The sequence below is a fragment of the Amycolatopsis sp. NPDC049159 genome, from assembly GCF_040648295.1.
In the GTDB taxonomy this organism is placed as follows: Bacteria; Actinomycetota; Actinomycetes; order Mycobacteriales; family Pseudonocardiaceae; genus Amycolatopsis; species Amycolatopsis pretoriensis_A.
This window is the reverse complement of record NZ_JBEZDL010000001.1, coordinates 237149-254536: the sequence shown is the minus strand read 5'-3', so window position 1 is coordinate 254536 and position 17388 is coordinate 237149. Positions and strand designations below refer to the sequence as shown.

The following is a 17388-nucleotide window of genomic DNA, read 5'->3' as shown; positions in this document are numbered from 1 at the left end:
ATATTGTCAACAATCGACAACCCGCTCAACCGACCTAGGAGCACGCTGCCATGGCCCAGCTATCTCCGCTGCTCAAGCAGGCAACGCCCGTCGTGGTCGACCACGGTGAAGGGGTTTACCTCTACGACGTCGACGGCAAACGCCACCTCGACTTCACCGCCGGGATCGGCGTCACGAGCACCGGACACTGCCACCCCCACGTCGTGCGGGCCGCGCAGGAGCAGATCGGCAAGCTCGTCCACGGGCAGTACACGACGGTGATGCACAAGCCGCTGCTCGAGCTGACCGAACGCCTGGGCGCCGTCCTGCCCAGCGGGCTCGACTCGCTCTTCTACGCGAACTCGGGCAGCGAAGCCGTCGAAGCGGCGTTGCGGCTCGCGCGGCAGGCGACGAAGCGCCCGAACGTCATCGTCATGCAGGGCGGCTTCCACGGCCGGACCGTCGCGGCGGCGAGCATGACGACGTCCGGGACGCGGTTCAGCGCCGGCATCGGCCCGCTGATGGCCGGTGTACACGTCGCGCCGTTCCCGTACGCCTACCACTACGGCTGGGACGAGCAGACGGCGACGAAGTTCGCGCTGCGCGAGCTCGACTTCCTGTTCCAGACGGTCAGCGCGCCGAACGAGACCGCGGCGATCTTCGTCGAACCGGTGCTCGGCGAAGGTGGGTACGTCCCGGCGAACACGGAGTTCATGGCAGGCCTGCGCGAACGCGCCGACCGGCACGGCATCCTGCTCGTCCTCGACGAGATCCAGACCGGCTTCGGCCGCACCGGCAAGTTCTGGGGACACGACCACTTCGACGTCTCCCCCGACATCGTCCTCATCGCGAAGGGCCTGGCGAGCGGCTTCCCGCTGTCCGGCATCGCCGCTTCGCAGGAACTGATGGCGAAGGCGTTCCCGGGTTCGCAGGGCGGCACGTACGGCGGCAACGCCGTCTCGTGCGCGGCGGCGATCGCGACGCTCGAGGTCATCCAGCAGGAGAACCTGGTGGAGAACGCCGCCGAGCGCGGACGTCAGCTGCTCGAAGGCGCGCGAGTGATCGCGGACAAGACGCCGGCGATCGGTGAGGTGCGCGGACTCGGGCTGCTGGTCGGCTCGGAGTTCACCACCGCCGACGGCGAGCCCGACGCGGCGACCGCGGCCGCCGCGCAGCAGACGGCGTCGAAGAACGGCCTGCTGCTGCTCACCTGCGGGCCGTACATGAACGTCGTGCGCATGGTGCCGCCGCTGGTCGTCAACGCCGAGCAGGTCGACGACGCGCTGCGCATCTGGGGCGAGGTCGTCGCGTCCGTCACGGGGAGCTGAGCATGGCGCAGTACATCACGATCACCCTCGACAAGCGCGGGGTTTCCTGCCGGGCCCGGCTGCTGGACGACGAAGCGCCGCGGACGTGCCGCGCGGTGTGGGACGCGCTGCCGCAGAGCGGTTCCGCCTACCACGCGAAGTACGCGCGCAACGAGGTCTACACGCTCGTGCCGCCGTTCGCGGAGCCGAAGCCCGGCCGGGAGAACCCGACGATCACGCCGATCCCGGGTGACGTCGTGTACTTCGGCTTCGAAGCCTGGGAGATCGGCAACCCGGCGTACGGCTACGACGACGGCAGCGAGGCCCACAGCGACCAAGGCGCGACCGATCTCGCGATCTTCTACGGGCGCAACAACCTGCTGATCAACGGCGACGCGGGCTGGGTACCCGGCAACGTGTTCGCCACGATCGAGGAAGGCCTCGCCGAGATGGCAGCGGCCGCGCAGGACCTGTGGCTGCGCGGGGTCGAGGGCGAGACGCTCTCGTTCGCGCGAGCCTGATTCCCTTCTCCCCCAACGGGACGCCGGGTGCGGATACCGCGCCCGGCGTCCCCTTTTTCTTGCTTTCCGCCACCCGAAAGGGTGATCATCGAGATCTCACCTTTCGTGGCCGGTGATCACCACATCGAGCTACCGGCGTGCCCGGGATGTCGGATCAAGTTCAGAATCACCCACAGTGATGATCGACTTGCTTGCTACCCAGAGTGGTTGACCGCCGAACCGGGCACCCCGGCGTCGAACACGAAGGGATTACGTGTTTAGGATGGGAAGATTCCGCGATGCCGAGCGCATTCGAAAATGGCTCTTTGACAGCCCGCCAGCACGGTGAAAACCTGACGCAGCTCTTACCGGAGCATCTCCAGGGAAACCATTTTCGAGTCATCAAGGAGTCATTCCATGCAGACGTTCGCCCAGCACGCGCACTACTGCCACGACATCATCTCGGGTGCGCTGGCGCACCTGGCGCACCTCATCGGCTGGCTCGTCTGATCCAGGCCCGAACCGGACGGCCCGGCCGCGGGAGACCGCGGCCGGGCCGTTTTCATCCCAGTTCGCCCAGGCGCGCGAAATCGTCGTCGGAAAGCTCGATTTCCGCGGCACCACAGTTTTCTTCGAGGTGCGCGATCGACGACGTGCCGGGAATGGGGATCACCACGGGGGAACGGCGCAGCAACCAGGCGAGGGACACCTGGGCGGGTGTCGCGCCGAGCCCGGCAGCGACCTTTCCGAGCACGCCGCCGGCCGTCGCGTGGTCACCGCGTGCGATCGGCAGCCAGGGCACGAACGCGATCCCCTCACGCTCGCAGTAGGCGAGAACATCGTCGGACGCCCGGTCGGTCAGGTTGTAGCGGTTCTGCACGCTCGCGATCGGCGCGATGGCTCGAGCCTCGTCCAGCTGCGCGACGCTGACCTCGGACAACCCGATCCGGGCGACCTTGCCTTCGTCCCGCAGCCGGGCGAGCGCGCCGATCTGGTCGGCGAGCGGCACCTGCGGGTCGAGCCGGTGCAGCTGCAGCAGTTCGAGCTGGTCGAGACGGAGGCGTCTCAACGAAAGTTCGGCCTGCTGCCGCAGGTACTCGGGCCGGCCGAGCGGCACCCACTCGCCGCGGCTCGGACGCGCGTGTCCGCACTTCGTCGCGACGAGCATCCCCGGGTACGGGTGCAGGGCGCGGGCGAGCAGCTCTTCGTTGAGCCCCAGGTCGTAGGCATCCGCGGTGTCGAAGAACGTCACGCCGAGTTCGGCCGCGCGGCGGGCGACCGCCTCGGCGCCGTCGCGCGCGTGGTCCCACTCGGTGAGCCGCATGGCGCCGAACCCGAGGCGGTGCACGGTAAAGCCGTCTTCGAAGGTGTACGTCGAGGTCATGAGGGAAGCTTCGCCGCCGACTGCGTCACCCACCAGAGATTTAGCCTGAGCTAAATTTAGAGCTCTGTAACCGGTCGATCACCGAGCGCACGCGAAATGTGAAAAACCTTCATGGCGGCGTACCGGCGGTACGTACTACGCTGCGGTAACCACAGCAACGGCGCGGAGGAGAAACTCTCGATGGGCGACGTGGCGGCACAGCTGGCCGGGATCGTCGGGGACAAGAACCTGCTCACGGGCGAGGCGATCTCCGAGGACTACGCGCACGACGAGGCACTGACGGCGAAGCCGCAGAAGCCCGCGTACGTCGCGAAGCCGGCTACCGCCGAGGAAGTCGCGGAGCTGCTGAAAGCGGCTTCGGAGCACAACGTCCCCGTGACCGCGCGGGGCTCCGGGAGCGGACTGTCCGGAGCCGCACGGCCGCGCGAAGACGGACTGCTGATCTCGTTCGAGCGCATGAACGCCGTCCTCGAGGTCGACACCGGCAACCACGTCGCCGTCGTGCAGCCCGGAGTGACACTCGCCGAGCTCGACGCCAAGACCGCCGAGGCCGGGCTGAGCTACACCGTCTACCCCGGCGAGCTGAGCGCGAGCGTCGGCGGGAACGTCGGGACCAACGCGGGCGGGATGCGCGCGGTGAAGTACGGCGTCACGCGCAACAACGTGCTCGGCCTGCAGGCCGTCCTGCCGACCGGCGAGATCCTCCGCACCGGCGGCAAGACGTCGAAGATCTCCACCGGGTACGACCTCACGCAGCTGATCATCGGCTCCGAAGGCACGCTCGCGCTGGCCACCGAGATCACCGTCAAGCTGCACCCGCGGCTGTCCCACGGCGCCACGGTGCTCGCGCCGTTCGGCGATCTCGCCCAGGTGATGGCCGCCGTGCCGGCGATCCTCTCCAGCGGGCTCGCGCCGCACATCCTCGAATACATCGACAACCTGACGATGGCCGCCATCGTCTACAACGAGAAGCTCGAACTCGGCATCCCGGACAAGATCCGCGAGGCCAGCGAGGCCTACCTCGTCGTCGCGCTGGAGAACCGCGAGAGCGGACGGCTGCACGAGGACGTCGAGACGGTCGGCGAACTGCTCGGCGAACTCGGCGCGACCGACGTCTACGTCCTCGAAGGTCCCGCAGCGCGCAAGCTGATCGAAGCGCGCGAGAAGGCGTTCTGGACGGCGAAGGCGGCCGGCGCCGACGACATCATCGACGTCGTCGTGCCGCGGACCGCGATGCCGGAGTTCATCGCCAAGTCGCGCGAGCTCGCGATGGCCGCGGGCGGCGGCGCCCTCGGCTGCGGGCACGCCGGCGACGGCAACGTCCACTTCGGGATCTTCTGCAAGGACGCCGACAAGCGTGAACGACTGTTAACCGACATCTTCGCGTACGCCATGGAGCTGGGTGGCGCGATCTCCGGCGAGCACGGTCTCGGCCGCACCAAGGCGAAGTACCACCAGGCACTCGAAGACCCGGCGAAGATCGAGCTGATGCGCCGGATCAAGCAGAGCTTCGACCCCGCCGGGATCCTCAACCCCGGCGTTCTCTTCCCCGAAGGAACCGCATGAGCGAGATGAACGGCGCCCAGTCCCTGATCCGCACACTGGTCGACGCCGGCGTCGACGTGTGCTTCGCGAACCCCGGCACGTCGGAGATGCACTTCGTCGCCGCGCTCGACACGGTCCCGGAGATGCGCGGTGTGCTCGCGCTGTTCGAGGGCGTCGTCACGGGGGCCGCCGACGGCTACGCGCGCATCGCCGACAAGCCCGCCGCGACGCTGCTGCACCTCGGCCCCGGCCTCGGCAACGGCCTCGCGAACCTGCACAACGCGCGGCGCGCGCACACGCCGATCGTCAACGTCGTCGGCGACCACGCCACCTACCACAAGCAGTACGACGCCCCGCTGGAATCGGACATCGAAGCCGTCGCGGGCTCGCTGGAAGGCTGGGTGCGGCGCTCGGAGCACACCAAGGACGTCGGTGCGGACGCCGCCGCCGCGGTCGCCGCGGCCCAGGACGCACCCGGCCGCGTCGCGACGCTGATCCTGCCCGCGGACGCGTCGTGGGGTGACGGCGGCGAGACCTGCGCGCCTGTTCCGCCGCGCGTGCCGCAGGCCGTCGACGCGACCACCGTCAAGGACGTCGCCGCGGTGTTCGGCAGCGGCGAATCGGTCGCGCTGCTCATCGGCGGCGGTGCGTGCCGTGAAGAAGGACTGCGCGCGGCGAGCCGGATCGGCGCCGCGACGGGTGCGAAGGTTTTCGTCGAGACGTTCCCGTCTCGTCTGGAGCGCGGCGCGGGCCTGCCGGCGATCGAGCGGCTCGGGTACCTCGCCGAGCAGGTAACCTACCAGCTCGACGGGGTCAAGCACCTCGTCGTCGCGGGCACGAAGGCGCCGGTGTCGTTCTTCGCCTACCCGGGCAAGCCCAGCGACTTGGTGCCCGAGGGCGCGCAGGTGCACACGCTCGCGTCCGTCGGCCAGGACGTCACGCGCGCGCTGAACGAGGTCGCCGACCTCGTCGCCGCGGACACCGAGCCGGTGCTGCAGCAGGCGTCCCGGCCGGCGCTGCCGAGCGGTCCGCTGACGCCGCAGAACTGGGTCGACGTCATCGGCGCGCTGCTCCCGGAGAACGCGATCATCGCCGACGAGGCGAACACGTCCGGCCTGCTGCTCCCGACGGCGACCGCGGGCGCGCCGCGGCACGACGTCCTGACGCTGACCGGCGGCGCGATCGGCTACGGCATGCCGGTCGCGACCGGCGCGGCAGTGGCGGGACGGGACCGTCCCGTCCTGAACCTGCAATCGGACGGCAGCGCGCTCTACACCATCTCCGCGCTCTGGACGCAGGCGCGCGAGAACCTGAACGTCACGACGGTGCTGCTCAACAACCGCGCGTACGCGATCCTGCGGCTGGAGCTGCAGCGCGTCGGCGCGGCGTCCGGCGGGCCGAAGGCGAACGAGCTGCTCGACCTCTCGCGCCCGGACATGGACTTCGTGAAGATCGCGGAGGGCATGGGCGTTCCCGCGACGCGGGCGACCACCGCCGAGGAACTCGCCGAGCAGCTGCAGCGCGCGTTCGCCGAGCCCGGTCCGCACCTCATCGACGCCGCGGTGCCGCCGCTGCTGTGAACCGGACTATTCTCCCGTCACACCCCTGAGCCCGGGAGCGGCGGATGAGCGAAGACGAACACGCCAAGCGGGGCATCGACCTCGAACGGCCGAACGCGGCGCGCGTGTACGACTACATGATCGGCGGGAAGCTCAACTACGCCGTCGACCGGGTGTTCGCCGACCAGATCGTCGGGGTGCTGCCGAACGCGAAGCACATGGCAATGACGAACCGGGCGTGGCTGCGCCGCGCCGCGCGGTTCGGCGCCGAGCAGGGCATCCGGCAGTTCCTCGACATCGGGTCGGGCATGCCGACGGTCGGGCACGTGCACGAGGTCGTCCAGGCGGTCGACCCGACGTCGCAGGTCGTCTACGTCGACAACGAGCCGATCGCCGTCGCGCACAGCGAGATCGTCCTCGAGGACAACGACAACGCGGCGATGGTCCAGGCCGACGCCGAGTACCCGGACGACGTGCTGGAGCACCCGACCACCGAGGCGATGATCGACTTCAGCGAGCCGGTGATGGTCATCATGGCCGCGTTCGTGCACTTCATCCCCGACTCCCGCGATCCGGCCGGCCTGATCGCCCGCTACGCCGACCAGCTGGTGCCCGGCAGCTACCTCGCGTTGTCGTCGGGGACGTGGGAGGGGCAGGGCGAAGAGACCCAGCGGTCGGTTTCGCTGTACGGGAAGAGCGGGACGCCGTTGACGCTGCGCTCGCCCGACGAGCTGAGCGCGCTGGTGAAGGGGTTCGAGATCCTGCCGCCGGGGATCGTGTTCACGCCGGAGTGGCGACCGGACGAGCCGCTCGAGGACCCGCCGGAGCGCTCGGGCGGGCTGGCGCTGGTGGCGCGGAAGCTCTAGTGCGCCGGCTCTACGTCGTCGCGCACCCGGAAGCCACGCACCACGTGGAGCACCGGGTCGGCGGGTGGTTCGACTCGGCGCTGACCGAGCGCGGACGCGCCCACGCGGCGGCGATCGCGGCCCGGCTGCGGGAGCTGATCCCCGCTGCGGAGCGGATCGAGCTGTACAGCTCCGACCTCCGGCGGGCGGCCGAGACGGCGGAGCCGATCGCGCGCAGCTTCGAAGCCGACACGGTTCTCCTGCGCGACCTGCGCGAGAAGTCGTACGGCGTGGCGGGCGGGCGGCCGCAGTCATGGCTCGACGAACGGTTCGTCCCGCCCCCGCCGACGGGCGAGCGGCTCGACCACGACGAAGGCATCGACGGCGCGGAGACCAAGCTCCAGTGGGTGACGCGCGTGTACCGCGCCGTCGACCGGATCTCGGCCGGGACGGCCGGGCAGCAGGTCGTCGTCACCCACGGCGGCTCGCTGAGCTGGGTCGTCGCCGCTTGGCTCGGCCTGCCGGTGCAGGCCTGCGCGCACGCCGCGTTCCGGTCGAGCGCGGGCGGCATCACCGTGCTCGAGGAAGACGACCGCTTCCACAACCGCACGCTGCACACGCTGAACGACACCAGCCACCTGCCGGCACGCCGGTGATGGCTATTCTCGCCCCACCACCCTGATCACGGGAGTCGCGATGAGCGAAGACGAGTACGCCAGACGGGGTATCGACCTCGACAAGCCGAACCCCGCGCGGGTGTACGACTACATCCTCGGCGGCCAGCTGAACTACGCCGTCGACCGGATGTTCGCCGAGCAGGTACTGGCCGCGCAGCCGAACGCGCGCGAGCGGGCGCGGCTCAACCGGCGGTGGCTGCGCCGGGCCATCCGCTTCGGGATGGACCAGGGCATCCGGCAGTTCCTCGACATCGGGTCCGGCATGCCGACCGTCGGGCACGTGCACGAGGTGGCGCAGGCGATCGACCCGACCTCGCGGATCGTCTACGTCGACAACGAGCCGATCGCCGTCGCGCACAGCGAGATCGTCCTGGAGGACAACGAGAACGCGGCCATGGTGCACGCCGACGCCGAGGTGCCCGACGATGTCCTCGAGCACGACATCACCGAGATGATGCTCGACCTGGACCAGCCGGTGATGGTCGTGATGGCGCTGTTCGTGCACTTCATCCCGGACGAGCGCGACCCGGCCCGGCTGATCGCCGCCTACCGCGACGCGCTCGCACCCGGCAGCTACCTCGCGCTGTCGTCCGCCACGTACGAGCACCAGAGCGACGGCACGGCCCGCGCCGTGGCGATGTACCAGAAGAGCGCGAACCCCGTGACCCCGCGCTCGGCCGACGAGCTCCGCGCGCTGGTCGACGGCTTCGAGATCCTCGACCCGGGCATCGTGTTCATCCCCGAGTGGCGCCCGGACGACCCCGCGGACGTGCCGGCCGACCCCGCCGAATGCGGCGGGCTGGCGCTGGTGGCGCGCAAGAACTAGGCGGGCACCAGTTCCGGCGCGGTGCGCGTCTTCGGCACCAGCCCGGCGAGCAGTACGCCCGTTAGCGCGGCGAACGCGGCCACCGCGAAGGTGGCCCGGAAGCCGAACAGCGACGGCACCGCCAGCCCGCCGACGGTGATCGTCAGCTGGGCCAGCATCGCGGCCATCACCGCGCTGGAGATGGCCGTGCCGACCGAGCGCATCAGGGAGTTCAGGCCGTTCGCCGACGCCGTTTCGGTGACCGGCACCGAGCCCATGATCGACGCGGGCATCGCCGCGTACGCGATGCCGACACCGGCGCCGATGATGACCGACGCCGTGATCAGCTCAAAGGCGTTGCCCATCAGCAGGATCGCGAAGATGTACCCGGCCGCGATCACCAGCGCGCCGGTCATCAGGGTCGGGCGCGGGCCGAAGCGGGTGATGAGCCGCGCCGAAACCGGCGACAGCAGCATCATCACGAGGCCGTTCGGCGCGAGGGACAGCCCGGACTCCACCATCGTCTGGCCCAGGCCGTACCCGGTCGACGACGACGCCTGCAGCAGCTGCGGGAACGACAGCGCCATGGCGTACATCGAGAACCCGACCATGATCGACGCCAGGTTCGTGAACAGCACCGGACGGCGCGCGGACACCCGCAGGTCGACCAGCGGGTCGCGGCGGCGCAGCTGGTAGGTGCCCCACGCGAGCAGGATGACGACGGCCGCCGCGGCGAACCCCAGCGTCGGCGTGCTGCCCCAGCCCCACGTGGCGCCCTTGACCACCGGCAGCAGCAGGCAGACCAGACCGGCGGCGAGCCCGAACGCGCCGAAGTAGTCGAACGGCGCCGGCGTGCGCAGCGGCGATTCCGGCACGAACTTGACGATCAGCAGCGCGAAGAACAGCCCGAGGCCGGCGGCCATCCAGAACAGCACGTGCCAGTCGGCGTTCTCGGCGACGACGGCCGCGACCGGCAGCCCGATCGCGCCGCCGACGCCGAGTGTCGCGCTCATCAGCGAGATCGCGCCGCCGACGCGTTCGGGCGGGAGTTCGTCGCGCATGATGCTGATGCCGAGCGGGATGACGCCCATCGCGCAGCCCTGCAGCCCGCGGCCGACGATGTGGAACGCGAGCGCACTCGTCGTCGCGGACACGACCGAACCGGCGATGAGCAGGGCGAGGCTGACCAGGATCATCCGCCGCTTGCCGTAGAGGTCGCCGAGCCGCCCGCTGACCGGGGTGATGACGGCCGCGGCCAGCAGCGTCACCGTAACCACCCAGGACGCGTCGGCGGGCGAGGCGTTCAGCAGCCGCGGGAAGACCGGGATCAGCGGTACGACCAGCGTCTGCATGAACGACGCGACGAGCCCGCACGACGCGAGCACGACGACGATCGCGCGGCCGGACCGCTCGGGACGGGACACCAACACCCCCACGGTGTGTAGTTAGTACGCATCATGCAACTTCATGCACTGTACCTACGGGGTGGCGGGTTTCCGTACGGGTGGCGGTTTCGTCACAGCCAGGTGCGGACGCCTCCGTGGCCCGAGCAGGTCCCGGAACGGTGCTGGCTGTAGCTGTAGCTGCCGTCCTTGCAGAGGGCCGTCGCGCCGGAGGGGTTGTCGCTGGGCCGGTGGACGCAGTTGCCGTCGGAGTTCCGGTAGTAGTCCGCGCCGCACTCGGCGGGCTTCGGCGCGGCCTGGGCGGTCGTCTTCGGCGCGGCCTTGGGCTTCGGCGTGCTCGCCTTCGGCGCGACCGCTTGCGGGGTGGTCGCTTGCGGGGCGGCCGGCACGGCGGCCGCTGCGGACGTCGTCGCGGGCGCTTCGGTCGTGGCCGGAACCGACGACGTGGGCGCCTGGTACGTCGACGTCGGGGCGTCGAGGACCCCGACGTTCCCCGCGTTCTTCGGCGGCACCGCGCCGGCACCGCAGCCCGCGACCAGCAGGCCGGCGGCCAGGATCAACCCCAGTTTCTTGCTCACGACGACTCCTTGGCTCCACGAATCAATGCCGCCGTAGTCGTTCACCCGTTAACGTTTGTTACGCCCTCTAAACTCGGCGCATGTCCTGGTTGCGGCGCTACGCGGCCGAGCTCGCGGTGACCGCCGCCGTGCTCGTCGGCTCCCTCTTCGCCGTCCTCAACGACGGCGCCAAGCCCGCGAACCACGCCGCGATCGGCTGGGTGCTCACCGTCCTGTGCTGCGTCGCGCTGTTCTTCCGCCGGACGTACCCGCTGAGCGTCGCCGGGTTAACGCTCGTTAGCTGCGCCCTCTACTACCCGCTGACCGACCCGGACGGGCTCGTCCTCCTCGCCTTCGCGTACGCGCTCTTCAACGCCGCCGCAGCCGGGCGGATCCGCGGTGCCGCGCTGCTCGTCGTCGCCGCAATGGCCGGGGTCGCCGTCGGGGAAATCAGTTCGCGGACCGGGCGGCACGTCGACAACTTCGCGTTCTTCCTGATGACCGGCTGGTTCGTCGCGCTGGTCGCGGGTGGCGCCGTCGCGCACTACCGGGCCGAAGCCGAGCGGACGAAGGAAGCCGAAGCACGGGCACGGGCCACCGACGAGCGGCTCCGGATCGCGCGCGAACTGCACGACGCGCTGGGCCACCACCTCGCGCTGATCAACGTCCAGGCCGGCGCCGCACTGCACCGCCGGGACCCCGCGCAGGCCGAAGAAGCCCTGAGGACCATCAAGGACGCCAGCAAGACCGCACTCCAGGAGTTGCGCGCGACGCTCGGCATGCTCCGGACCGAGCGCCCCGCGCTGGACCGGGTCGCGGAGCTGGCCGAGTCGGTCGGGGCGTCCGGGCTGACCGTGCGCACCGAAATCGACGGCGTCGCCCGGGACCTGCCGCCGGACGTCGAGCACGCGGCGTTCCGGGTGGTGCAGGAGGCGTTGACGAACGTCGCGAAGCACGCCGGTGCGAAGACCGTCGTCGTGCGGCTCGGCTACCGCGCCGACGAACTGTCCGTGCAGGTCGACGACGACGGGCGCGGCGGGGACGCGCCGCCGGGGAACGGGATCCGCGGCATGGCCGAGCGCGCGCGGGCCTTGGGCGGCGAAGTGTCCGCCGCGCCGCGCGAAGGTGGCGGTTACCGCGTGCGCGCGCGGCTGCCGGTGCGATGATGAGCCGATGATCCGGGTCCTGCTCGTCGACGACCAGCGGCTGGTGCGAGCCGGTTTCCGGTCCATTTTGGACGGCGAGGACGACATCACCGTCGTGGCCGAGGCCGCGAACGGCCGCGAGGCGCTGCAAGCCACCCACGACCACCACCCCGACGTCGTTCTCATGGACATCCGGATGCCGGTGCTCGACGGTCTCGCCGCGACGCGGCACCTCCTCGAAGATCCCGCCGTACACAGTAAGGTCGTCATTCTTACGACGTTCGACCTCGACGAGGACGTCTACGGCGCCCTGCGCGCAGGCGCGAGCGGCTTCCTGGTCAAGGACACCGAACCCGAGGAGCTGATCCACGCGGTGCGCGTGGTCGCCCGCGGTGACGCGCTGCTGGCGCCGTCGATCACCCGGCGGCTGATCTCGGAGTTCGCGTCGCGCGGCACCCGCCCCTCGCCGCCACCGGCGTTGGACCGGCTCACCGACCGCGAACGCGAGGTGCTGTCCCTGGTCGCGGCGGGCCTGTCGAACGACGAGATCGCGCGCGAGCTCACGCTCAGCCCCGCGACGGCGAAGACGCACGTCAGCCGCATCATGACCAAGACCGGCGCTCGCGACCGCGCGCAGCTGGTCGTGCTCGCCTACGAGTCCGGGGCAGTGACGCCGCGCTGGGTGAACCCCTGATCCGTACTCCTCCGGGTGTACGGGACGGGCCTTAGGGGACACCGCCGGGAGGAGCGCAAGTGTCCTCCCTCGCTCGACGCGGAGCAGGCCCCTGGCCGCGAATCCTTGTCCACCATGGACACCATCACACGCCCCACCGGGGGAAGCCTGGCGAAACTGGCCGGCTGGGCGCAGCGCCACCGGTGGCTCGCCGTCGCGCTCTGGGCGCTGGTCCTCATCGGCGTCACGCTCACCTCGCGGCTCACCGGAGACGCGTTCCACGACGACAACTCACTGCCCGGCACCGAGTCCCAGCAGGTCGTCGACCTGCTGCGGAACACCGCGCAGTCGGGCGCGAGCGCGCAGATCGTGTTCAAGTCCGACGACGGGCTCGACGCGCAGCGCACCGCGATCGGTGATGTTCTGGACAATGTCCGATTGCAGCCGCACGTGCGGTCGGTGACCACGCCGTTCGAGACACTGTCGGCCGACGGCCGGATCGGCTACGCGACCGTCACCTTCGACGCGGCCTCGACCGACCTGCCCTACGACGACATTCTGAAGTTCGCCACGACGGTCGAGAACAGTCCCGTCGAGGCCGCAATCGCCGGCGACCCGGTCGAGCGCATCTCCGGCGGCGGCGGCCCCGCGGAAGGCGTCGGGCTGCTCGCCGCGCTGGTCATCCTCGTGTTCCTGTTCCGCTCGCTGCTCGCGGCCGGGCTGCCGGTCATCACCGCGGTCTTCGCCGTCGGCAGCACGCTCGGCGTGATCACGGTCGTCTCGCACTACGTCGACATCGCGAGCTACACCTCGCCGCTGATGATGCTGGTCGGGTTCGGTGTCGGCGTCGACTACGCGCTGCTCGTCTTCTCGCGCTACCGCACGGAGATCCTGAACGGCCTCGACCGCGAGGCAGCCGCCAGGCGCGCGCTCGACACAGCCGGCCGCTCCGTGCTGTTCGCCGGGACGACAGTGATCATCGCGCTGCTCGGCCTGCTCGCGCTGGGGCTCGGCGGGCTTCGCGGCGTCGCGCTGTCGGTCGCGCTGACCGTCCTGATGACGATGCTCGCGTCGGTGACGCTGCTCCCGGCGCTGCTTTCACTGTTCGGGAAGCGGCTCGAACGCGGGATCCGCCGGCACGCGGCGAAGCGCGAGCACGGCCGGGCGTGGCGCCGGCTCGCGGACGGCGTCCAGCGGCGGCCCGCGGCGCCGCTGGCGATCGGCCTGCTCCTGCTCGTCGGGCTGTCCCTCCCCGCACTGGGTATGCGGCTCGGGTTCGCCGACGCGGGCACCGACCCCGCCGGCTCCACCACGCGCAAGGCGTACGACCTGCTCGCGGAAGGCTTCGGGCCGGGCTTCAGCGGCCCGCTCGCGATCGTCGCCGAAGAAGGTGACGCCGTCGCCCTGTAGCAGCGGCTGGCGTCGACGCCGGGAATCGCCCGCGCGCTGAACCCGATGGGCCGGACCGTCCTCGCCTTCCCGACGACGTCACCGCAGGACGCGGCGACCGCCGAGCTGGTGACGCGGCTGCGGACCGAGGTCCTGCCGACGCTCCCTGGCCACTACCTGGTCGGCGGCTCGGTCGCGGCCGCGACGGACTTCGCGGGCGCCGTCGCCGATCGGCTGCCGCTGTTCGTGCTGGTCGTCGTCGGGTTGTCCGCGCTGCTGCTGATGGTCGTGTTCCGGTCGGTGCTCATCCCGCTCAAGGCGGCGCTGCTGAACCTGCTGAGCATCGGCGCCTCACTCGGCGTCATGACGCTGGTGTTCGGCGACGGCTGGTTCGGCGCGCAGCCCGGCCCGATCGAGGCATTCGTGCCCGTGATGATCTTTGCCATCGTGTTCGGCCTGTCCATGGACTACGAGGTGTTCCTGGTGTCGCGGATGCACGAGGAGTGGCGGCGCACCGGCGACGCGCGGCTCGCGGTACGCGAAGGCCTGGCCGCGACCGGCGGCGTGATCACCGCGGCCGGTGCGATCATGGTGCTGGTGTTCGGCGCGTTCCTGCTCGACCCGTCGCGGATGCTGGCGCAGTTCGGTCTCGGCCTCGCGGTCGCGGTGCTGCTGGACGCGCTGGTGATCCGCTGCCTGGTCGTGCCGGCGATCATGCGGCTGCTCGGGGAACGCGCGTGGTGGCTCCCGCGCTGGCTGGACCAGCGGCTGCCCCACCTGGCGCTGGAGCCCTGACGCAGCCGTCGCGCGGCAGTGTCCGCGAGCTGCCGGGCCGGCCCGCACCACCGGTCCGGCGCTTGTCGTAGGCGGTTTCTCCGGCGTTCAGCGCGACCCGCATCCGGAGCTGCGCCGGCCTCGGGTGCCGGACGTTGTACGCGCACGGCCTCGGCCAACGCGGTGGGAACCGCTCCACGAAGGCCGATTCGGGCACGGTGGCGGGACGAGGAGACCGCCCCCGCGTCGGGTGTCGTTCTTTCCGCGGCGCCGTAATTTCGGGTGATCAGCGCCCCCAGGCCGTCGGTGTCTCGGACAAGCGGAATTCCAGCGTTCCGCCGGTGCGCAGGAAGGACTCGTCGAGTTTCCAGTCCCGCTGCGGCCGTCCGCCGCGACGGACGTCGGCGATGTACTTCCCGCTCCCGGACGTCGCGATCCGGATCGGCGCCCCGCCCGCCGGGCGCACGACGGCGTTCGCGAACAGCGGGCTCGACAGCAGCAGCTCGCCGGTTCCCGGGGTGCGCGGGTAGATCCCGAGCGCGGCGAAGACGTACCAGGCGGACATCGTGCCGAGGTCGTCGTTGCCGGGCAGGCCGGCCGGGCCCGTCGTGTAGACGGAGTTCACCAGCTGCCGGACGGTTTCCTGCGTCTTCGCCGGTTGCCCGAGCTCGTTGTACAGCCACGGCGCGTGGATGTCGGGCTCGTTCGTCGGGTCGTACTTGAGCGGCCCGCCACCCTTGAGCTGCCAGTTGCCGTTCGCGTCGTGGAAGAACCCGTCGAGCCGGGCGACGGCGGCCGTCTTGCCGCCCATCGCGTCGGCCAGTCCGGAGACGTCCTGCGGGACCATCCAGGTGTACGCCGCCGCACTGCCCTGCGCGAACCCGCGGTCGCTCGCCGGGTCGAACGGCGTCACCCAGCTGCCGTCGAGGTTGCGCGCCTGCGCGTAGCCGGTGTCCGGGTTGAAGACGTTCCGCCAGTACGCGCCGTGGGCGCGCAGCTCCGCGGCTTCGCTGGTACGCCCGAGCTGTTCCGCGAAATGTCCGATTGCAGAGTCCGCGACCGCGTCCTCGAGCGTCTCCGCCGCGCCGCCCCAGCAGTGGCAGACGTCGTTCGGCGCGAAGTGCGACGCCAGGTACTGCGCGAGGTTCGGCCGCTGGCCGACGCACTGGCCGGGGCAGCCGCCGTCCTGCAGACCTTCGGGCCGTGGGACGGTCGCCTGCTCGTACAGCGAGTCGAAAGCGCCGCGGTAGTCGAAGTTGCGGACACCCATCGCGTAGAACGTCGCGATCGTCGCCGCCGACGGGTCGCCGGTCATGACGTGCGTCGCGCCGTTGACGTGCACCCAGCGGTCCCAGACACCGTCGTTCTGCTTCGCGTAGTTGTAGAGCGACTGCGCGAAGTTCCCAGCGACGCGCGGTTCCAGCAGCGCGAGCAGCTGGACCTGCGCGCGGTACTGGTCCCAGCCGGAAAAGTTCGAGTACTGCGCGTCCTGTCCCGGTTCGACGCGGTGGACCTGCCGGTCCATCCCGAGGTACCGGCCGTCGACGTCGCTGACGAGGTTGGGCTGCTGGAGGCCGTGGTAGAGCGCGGTGGTGAAGACGATCCGCTGGTTGGCGGTCCCGCCGCCGACCTGCACCCGGTTCAGTTCGGTGTTCCAGGCCCGCTTGGTCCGGCCGGCGACGCTGTCCACGGTGGAGTTCGGCGGCTGCTCGGCGCGCAGGTTGTGTTCGGCACCGTCGAGGGAGACGTACGAGATCGCGATCCGCATGGTGACCTTGCTGCCGGGCGCGAAGGTGACGTAGCCGCCTGAGCCGCGTCCCGCGCGGTCCTTGCCCGTCGCGTAGCCTTCGCCGCCGGTCTGGTCGAGACCGCCGGGCTGCAGAGTCGCGTCCTTCCACGTCCCGGTGCCGGCGAACGGCTGGTCGAACTGCGCGGTGAAGAACAAGCGGTAGTAGGACTTGCGGTTGTTGACCCCGCCGTTCGCGCGGCGCCCGCAGAACGCGCCGGTCAGCACGGACCCGGTGACCTTGCGGTTCGCCGGGTCGAGGTGCGTTTCGGCATCCTCGCTGCCGTTGAGCGAGTTCGACGTGCGGAACAGCAGGCTGGCGGGCTTGCCCTCCGGGTAGACCAGCGTGCCGACCGCGGTCCGTTCGGTCGCCGCGACGTCGGTCGTGACGCCGCTGGACAGGCCGAGACGGTACCGTCCCGGCGTTGCTCCCTCGTCCGCGTGACTGAAATTGCTCGCGTAGACCGCGTCGGTGGTGTCCGCGGTCGGCGAGGAAGTGACGTCGCCGGCGAAGGGCAGGATCGGCACGTCCCCCGCGGCGCCGGGGTTGCACCCGGCGCCATTAACGTGCGTTAACGCGAAGCCTCGGACGCGGGTGGTGTCGTACTGGTACCCGTTGGCGGCGCCGGTCGACGTCTGGTCTCCGCGCGTGCTGGTCGGGCTCCACGAGAGCATCCCGAACGGCGCGGTGGCGCCGGGGAAGGTGTTGCCGTCCCCGGCGGAGCCGATCAGCGGGTCGACGAAGTCTGCGGGGCTCAGGTCGGCAGCGGTTGACATCGTTGTCAACGCGGAGGCGAACAGGGCGGCGGCCAGTGCCACCGTGACGGGACGGCGCATGGGCGGAGATTAACCGGCCCTGGTGGCGTTCCGGCGAATTCGAGGTGGACAAGCTGCCGGACACTTCGGCACGCCGGTGGTGCTCCTGAGCACAGAGAACGACGGCGGCCCGGACCTCGCGCCGATCTCGTCGGCCTGGGCGCTCGGCTGGACGGTCGTGCTCGGCATCGCCGCAAACGGACACACCGCAGACGATCTCCGCGCGCCCGGACGTCGTGGTCAA

Annotated in this window: 13 protein-coding genes and 1 pseudogene; 10 read left to right on the top strand and 4 right to left on the bottom strand. The window is 70.5% G+C overall.

The genetic code is table 11. The features are described from left to right. Nucleotides 1-50 precede the first annotated feature (50 nt). Entirely contained in the window at nucleotides 51-1307 is a 1257-nt protein-coding gene (locus tag AB0B33_RS01145) for an aminotransferase class III-fold pyridoxal phosphate-dependent enzyme (RefSeq protein WP_247019013.1), read from the top strand. 2 nt (nucleotides 1308-1309) lie between these two features. Continuing rightward, nucleotides 1310-1807, top strand: a complete 498-nt coding sequence (locus tag AB0B33_RS01140; protein ID WP_360765302.1) for a DUF3830 family protein — start codon at nucleotides 1310-1312, stop codon at nucleotides 1805-1807. Nucleotides 1808-2348: 541 nt separating this feature from the next. Here the strand turns inward: AB0B33_RS01140 and AB0B33_RS01135 are convergent. Next, nucleotides 2349-3170 (bottom strand): aldo/keto reductase, encoded by an 822-nt coding sequence (locus AB0B33_RS01135; RefSeq protein WP_360765299.1) that lies wholly within the window; start codon nucleotides 3168-3170, stop codon nucleotides 2349-2351. Nucleotides 3171-3350: 180 nt separating this feature from the next. Here AB0B33_RS01135 and AB0B33_RS01130 point away from each other — a divergent pair, with 180 nt between their 5' ends. The 5 genes from AB0B33_RS01130 to AB0B33_RS01110 are packed head-to-tail and all read left to right on the top strand — an operon-like array spanning nucleotide 3351 to nucleotide 8622. Continuing rightward, on the top strand, nucleotides 3351-4736 hold the full coding sequence (locus AB0B33_RS01130) for an FAD-binding oxidoreductase (RefSeq protein WP_360765298.1): 1386 nt from the start codon (nucleotides 3351-3353) through the stop codon (nucleotides 4734-4736). A 5-nt stretch (nucleotides 4737-4741) separates the two neighbouring features. Beyond that, a complete protein-coding gene (locus AB0B33_RS01125; RefSeq protein WP_247025534.1) occupies nucleotides 4742-6295 on the top strand; it encodes an acetolactate synthase large subunit in 1554 nt (517 codons plus the stop codon). Between the two features lie 44 nt (nucleotides 6296-6339). Further along, nucleotides 6340-7140: an SAM-dependent methyltransferase gene (locus AB0B33_RS01120; protein WP_360765295.1), complete on the top strand. Its 801-nt coding sequence runs from the start codon at nucleotides 6340-6342 to the stop codon at nucleotides 7138-7140. After that, complete coding sequence (locus tag AB0B33_RS01115) at nucleotides 7140-7775, top strand: histidine phosphatase family protein (RefSeq protein ID WP_360765293.1); 636 nt, start codon at nucleotides 7140-7142, stop codon at nucleotides 7773-7775. The genes AB0B33_RS01120 and AB0B33_RS01115 overlap by 1 nt, the downstream gene beginning before the upstream one ends. Nucleotides 7776-7815: 40 nt before the next feature. Beyond that, entirely contained in the window at nucleotides 7816-8622 is an 807-nt protein-coding gene (locus tag AB0B33_RS01110; RefSeq protein ID WP_247019005.1) for an SAM-dependent methyltransferase, read from the top strand. Here the strand turns inward: AB0B33_RS01110 and AB0B33_RS01105 are convergent. Continuing rightward, complete coding sequence (locus tag AB0B33_RS01105) at nucleotides 8619-10031, bottom strand: MFS transporter (protein WP_360766191.1); 1413 nt, start codon at nucleotides 10029-10031, stop codon at nucleotides 8619-8621. The genes AB0B33_RS01110 and AB0B33_RS01105 overlap by 4 nt on opposite strands. An 86-nt stretch (nucleotides 10032-10117) precedes the next feature. Next, on the bottom strand, nucleotides 10118-10582 hold the full coding sequence (locus tag AB0B33_RS01100; protein ID WP_360765289.1) for a DUF3761 domain-containing protein: 465 nt from the start codon (nucleotides 10580-10582) through the stop codon (nucleotides 10118-10120). Nucleotides 10583-10662: 80 nt separating this feature from the next. Between AB0B33_RS01100 and AB0B33_RS01095 the strand changes: the two genes are divergently transcribed. The 3 genes and pseudogenes from AB0B33_RS01095 (at nucleotide 10663) to AB0B33_RS01085 (ending at nucleotide 14563) form a co-directional block, all read left to right on the top strand. Further along, the gene (locus AB0B33_RS01095; protein WP_360765286.1) at nucleotides 10663-11727 is read left to right on the top strand and encodes a sensor histidine kinase; all 1065 of its coding nucleotides are present in this window, start codon (nucleotides 10663-10665) and stop codon (nucleotides 11725-11727) included. A 7-nt stretch (nucleotides 11728-11734) separates the two neighbouring features. Then, nucleotides 11735-12400 (top strand): response regulator transcription factor, encoded by a 666-nt coding sequence (locus tag AB0B33_RS01090; protein WP_360765283.1) that lies wholly within the window; start codon nucleotides 11735-11737, stop codon nucleotides 12398-12400. Nucleotides 12401-12514: 114 nt separating this feature from the next. Continuing rightward, nucleotides 12515-14563, top strand: a pseudogene (locus tag AB0B33_RS01085) (MMPL family transporter). Between the two features lie 265 nt (nucleotides 14564-14828). Here the strand turns inward: AB0B33_RS01085 and AB0B33_RS01080 are convergent. Then, the gene (locus AB0B33_RS01080) at nucleotides 14829-17165 is read right to left on the bottom strand and encodes a GH92 family glycosyl hydrolase (RefSeq protein ID WP_360765280.1); all 2337 of its coding nucleotides are present in this window, start codon (nucleotides 17163-17165) and stop codon (nucleotides 14829-14831) included. Between the last annotated feature and the right edge of the window lie 223 nt (nucleotides 17166-17388).

Coding starts and splice junctions, on each gene's coding strand:
- AB0B33_RS01120 (WP_360765295.1), top strand. CDS start 6,340: ATGAGCGAAGACGAACACGCCAAGCGGGGCATCGACCTCGAACGGCCG.
- AB0B33_RS01130 (WP_360765298.1), top strand. CDS start 3,351: ATGGGCGACGTGGCGGCACAGCTGGCCGGGATCGTCGGGGACAAGAAC.
- AB0B33_RS01145 (WP_247019013.1), top strand. CDS start 51: ATGGCCCAGCTATCTCCGCTGCTCAAGCAGGCAACGCCCGTCGTGGTC.
- AB0B33_RS01140 (WP_360765302.1), top strand. CDS start 1,310: ATGGCGCAGTACATCACGATCACCCTCGACAAGCGCGGGGTTTCCTGC.
- AB0B33_RS01125 (WP_247025534.1), top strand. CDS start 4,742: ATGAACGGCGCCCAGTCCCTGATCCGCACACTGGTCGACGCCGGCGTC.
- AB0B33_RS01080 (WP_360765280.1), bottom strand. CDS start 17,165: ATGCGCCGTCCCGTCACGGTGGCACTGGCCGCCGCCCTGTTCGCCTCC.
- AB0B33_RS01095 (WP_360765286.1), top strand. CDS start 10,663: ATGTCCTGGTTGCGGCGCTACGCGGCCGAGCTCGCGGTGACCGCCGCC.
- AB0B33_RS01110 (WP_247019005.1), top strand. CDS start 7,816: ATGAGCGAAGACGAGTACGCCAGACGGGGTATCGACCTCGACAAGCCG.
- AB0B33_RS01090 (WP_360765283.1), top strand. CDS start 11,735: ATGATCCGGGTCCTGCTCGTCGACGACCAGCGGCTGGTGCGAGCCGGT.
- AB0B33_RS01135 (WP_360765299.1), bottom strand. CDS start 3,170: ATGACCTCGACGTACACCTTCGAAGACGGCTTTACCGTGCACCGCCTC.